Genomic DNA, 3,931 nt, shown 5'->3' with positions numbered 1-3,931 from the left:
CCCCCGTCCTCGCCCTCCCGGCCCGGCCCCAAGGCCGAGCACCACGACGAGGCGCCCGCCACCAAGGCGCTCGCCGACCGCAGCATCCGCGTGAACGTCGAGGTGCTCGACTCGCTCGGCCTGCTCGCGGGAGATCTGCTGGTGGAGAGCGCGCGCGGACGCCTGCGCGCCTCCGAGGTCGAGTCCCTGCTCAACCGCTTCTCGCGCCTGGGCGACCGCTTCCTCAAGCTGGCCGATGTGCTGCAGGTCCCCAACTCGCTGCGCAATGAGGTGGAGCGCATCGAGAGCGACCTGCACATGCTGCGCGACGACGCCTTCCGCTTCGCGCGCCGCAACGGGGACGGCATCGAGACGCTGCACGGCAACCTGGCGATGATGGCGGACCACGTGGCCGAGGCTCGCCTCGTGCCGCTGTCCACCGTCTTCGACGCCTTCCCGCGCGCCGTGCGCGACATCGCTCGCGCCCAGGCCAAGGAGGTGGACCTCGTCATCGAGAACGCCGACCTCGGCGTGGATCGCTCGATGCTGGCCGACGTGCGTGACGCCCTGGTGCACCTGCTGCGCAACGCGGTGGACCACGGCCTGGAGTCGCCCGACGATCGCCGCATGCTCGGCAAGCCCACCACGGGCCGGCTGCTCATCCGCGTGCGCGCCGATGGCGACATGCTCAGCATCGAGGTCATCGACGACGGCCGCGGCATGGACCCGCAGAAGCTGCGGGAAGTGGCCGTGCGCAAGCGCCTGCTGACGGATCAGCAGGCCGCGGCCCTCTCGGAGCGCGAGGCCATCGAGCTCGTCTTCCGGGCGGGCTTCTCCACTCGCGAGGAGATCACCGACATCTCCGGCCGCGGCGTGGGCATGGACGTCGTGAAGAAGAAGGTGGAGTCGCTGGGTGGCTCGGTGGGCATCGTCAGCCGTCTGGGACGAGGCTCCTCCATCACCCTGCGGCTGCCGCAGTCGCTGGCGCTCATGAAGGTGCTGCTGGTGCGCCTGGGCGACGACGTCTATGGCATGCCCGCCGCCGACGTGGTGGCGGTGATGCGCGTGAAGCCGGAGGACCGGATGGAGGTCTTCGGCACCCTGGCGGTGAAGCACCGGGGCAAGCCCACCGCGCTGGTGGGGCTGGGGCCGCTGCTGGGCGTCAACGGCGGCAACCGCTTCGACAAGCCGCCCGCGGTGGTGGTGCGCCATGGAGATGACGTGGCGGCCCTGGTGGTGGACGGCTTCGTGGACGAGCGCGAGGTGGCGGTGAAGCCTTGCGGCGGTGAGTTCCTCAAGGGCGCCGCCTTCATCGCCGGTACGGCCGCGCTGGAGGACGGCCGCATCGCCGTGCTCCTGCACGTGCCGGACATCATGGCCGAGGTGCGCCGCCTGGCGCGGCCCGTCACCCAGTCCCAGGCCGCCAAGCGCCTGCGGGTGCTGCTGGTGGACGACTCGCCCATCGCGCGCGCCACCGAGTCCGCGCTCGTCAAGGCGTTGGGGCACACCGTGGAAGAGGCCCAGGACGGCGAGGAGGGCTACCAGAAGGCCCAGTCCCAGGCGTACGACCTCATCCTCACGGACGTGCAGATGCCTCGGCTGGACGGCTTCTCGTTCACGCGGCGGCTCAAGTCCACCGCGGGGCTGGCGCGCATTCCGGTCATCGTCCTCTCCTCGCTCGCGTCGCCAGAGGACAGACGGCGCGGGGCCGAGGCGGGCGCGGATGCGTACCTCGTCAAGGGCGAGCTGGGCGTGGAGAGCCTGGCACAGACCATCGATCGTCTGACCTGAGGCACGTGATGGGGGCCGCTTGGACGTAGGTGCGTCCGCATATCGCGTCTTGCTCGTGGGCGAGGTCCTCAAGGGGGCCTCGCGCGGGTTGTTCGACGGGGTGGTGCTCGCCCCGGCGGGCACCGTCTGCGAGTTCTCCGCGGCGTTGGAGCACGTGCGGCGCCTCCACCCGGACGTGGTGGTGGTGGACCTGTCCGGGCCCGACGCGCTCAAGGCCATCGAGCGGGTGATGGCGGAGCGGCCCGTGCCCGTGGTTGCGCTCCATCCGGGCGTGCTCTCGGGCGCGGACGCCTTCCAGGCGCTGGCGGTGGGCGCCGTGGAGGTGGTGGAGCGCCCCGCCGAGCCCGGCGTCGACTTCTGGCAGGCGGTGAGCCGCAAGCTGATGCTGCTCGCCGAGGTGCGCGTGACGCGCCCCGTTCAGGCCCAGAAGCCTCGCCACCTGCGCCCCTCGGCCACCGATGCGCCGTACCCGCTGCTGGCCATCGCCTCGTCGCTCGGGGGGCCCAAGGCGCTCGCCGTGGTGCTGAGGATGTTGCCCAAGAACTTCCCCGCGCCCGTCTGCATCTGCCAGCACATCAGCAATGGCTTCACCGAGGGGCTGGCCCAGTGGCTCGGCTCCGAGACTCCACTGCGCGTGGTGGAGGCCAATGACGGGGACGAGATGGTGCCCGGGAATGTCTACATCGCTCGCTCGGGCACGCACCTGGTGGTGCGCCCGAAGGGCCGGCTGGTGTTGGATCCGAGCCCGCCGGTGCGGGGCTTCCGGCCCTCGTGCGACGTGCTGCTGACGTCGGCGGCGGAGGCCTTCGGGACGCGTACCCTCGGCGTCATCCTCACCGGCATGGGCCGGGATGGAGCCCGGGGGCTGAAGGAAATTCGTGAGCGCGGTGGGCGAACCATCGCGCAGGATCGGGCGACCTGCGCCGTGTACGGCATGCCGAAGGAGGCCGTGCGCATTGGCGCCGCCGAAGAGGTGCTGCCGCTCGAGCAGATCGCACCGACGCTCGTCCAGTGGGTGGAGACATGCTGACAGTGACCTCAAGGGCCCTGCAGCAATTGGCCGCCCTCCTGTTGGAGCGGGCGGGGCTGAAGATTACTCCGGACGGCTACCACAGCCTCCGGCTCGCGCTGTCCACGCGCATGCCCGTGGTGGGCCTCGTGGACTCCGAGGAGTACGTGCGGCGCCTCCGCGCCCCTTCTTCCGAGGACGAGCTGCGCGCGCTGCTGCCGCTCGTCACCGTGGGGCACACGGAGTTCTTCCGCGATCCCAAGCAGTTCCGGGCGCTGGAGAGCCGCATCCTCCCGGAGGCGCTGTGGCGGGCGCGGCGGGAGAACCGCCGGGTGTCCATCTGGTCCGCGGGGTGCGCCACCGGCGAGGAGCCCTACAGCCTCGCCATGGTGCTGGCGGAGCAGGGCGCGCTCCCCATCGAGGTGGACCTGTGGGCCACCGACCTGAACCTCGCCGCGGTGGAGGCCGCCAAGCAGGGGCGCTTCTCGAGTCGGCGCGTCGGTGGCATGCCCAACGAGCGCCGGGTGCGCTTCTTCCGGCCGGTGGATGAGGGCTATGAGATCGTCTCCTCGTTGAAGGACTACGTCCGCTTCGACGGGCAGAACCTCGCCGTGCCCGTCTTCGAGAAGGTCAAGCCGGAGTCGCTGGACCTCATCCTCTGCCGCAACGTCATCATCTACTTCGACCTGCCCACCATCCGCGCGCTGATGGATCGCTTCCTCGCGGCGCTGCGACCCGGGGCCCTGCTGCTGCTGGGGTACTCGGAGAGCCTCTTCAAGGTCTACGACCGCTTCGAGATGGTGGAGGTGGAGGGCTCGTTCGTCTACCGGCGGCCCGAGAAGCCGCTGCCGGTGCGCGCTCCGGGCTCCGGCCCGAGGCCGATGATGATCGGCGCGCTGCCACCCGTGGGCAACCGTCCGTCCATGTCCTCGGGCAGCGTACAGCCTCGGGAGTCGGTGTCGACCCTGACGTTGCCTTCGAGCCCGAGCCTCACGACGCTGCCCGCCACCCGGGCCCTGCAGAAGACGCTCGATGCGTCGCCCTCGGGTGCCCAGGCTCAGGGTGGCGTGGCGCCGCGCAAGACGGTGGACCTGCCCGCGGTGGGAGCGCCCAAGGTGTCCGAGGCGCCCCTGGGGGCGACTGGCTCCACGG

At 71.1% G+C, this 3,931-nt stretch carries 3 protein-coding genes; all 3 read left to right on the top strand.

The features are described from left to right. On the top strand, positions 1-1,770 hold a 1,770-nt coding region (locus VF697_RS23685; protein ID WP_331098677.1), incomplete at its 5' end, for a hybrid sensor histidine kinase/response regulator. A 19-nt stretch (positions 1,771-1,789) separates the two neighbouring features. Then, positions 1,790-2,800 (top strand): chemotaxis protein CheB, encoded by a 1,011-nt coding sequence (locus VF697_RS23680; RefSeq protein WP_331098675.1) that lies wholly within the window; start codon positions 1,790-1,792, stop codon positions 2,798-2,800. Further along, positions 2,794-3,931, top strand: a 1,138-nt coding sequence (locus tag VF697_RS23675) for a protein-glutamate O-methyltransferase (RefSeq protein WP_331098672.1), incomplete at its 3' end; no start/stop codon positions are given. The genes VF697_RS23680 and VF697_RS23675, both read left to right, overlap by 7 nt.

The organism is Archangium sp. (genome assembly GCF_036388035.1).
Classification (GTDB): domain Bacteria; phylum Myxococcota; class Myxococcia; order Myxococcales; family Myxococcaceae; genus Archangium.
This window is presented reverse-complemented; position numbering and strand designations above follow the sequence as displayed.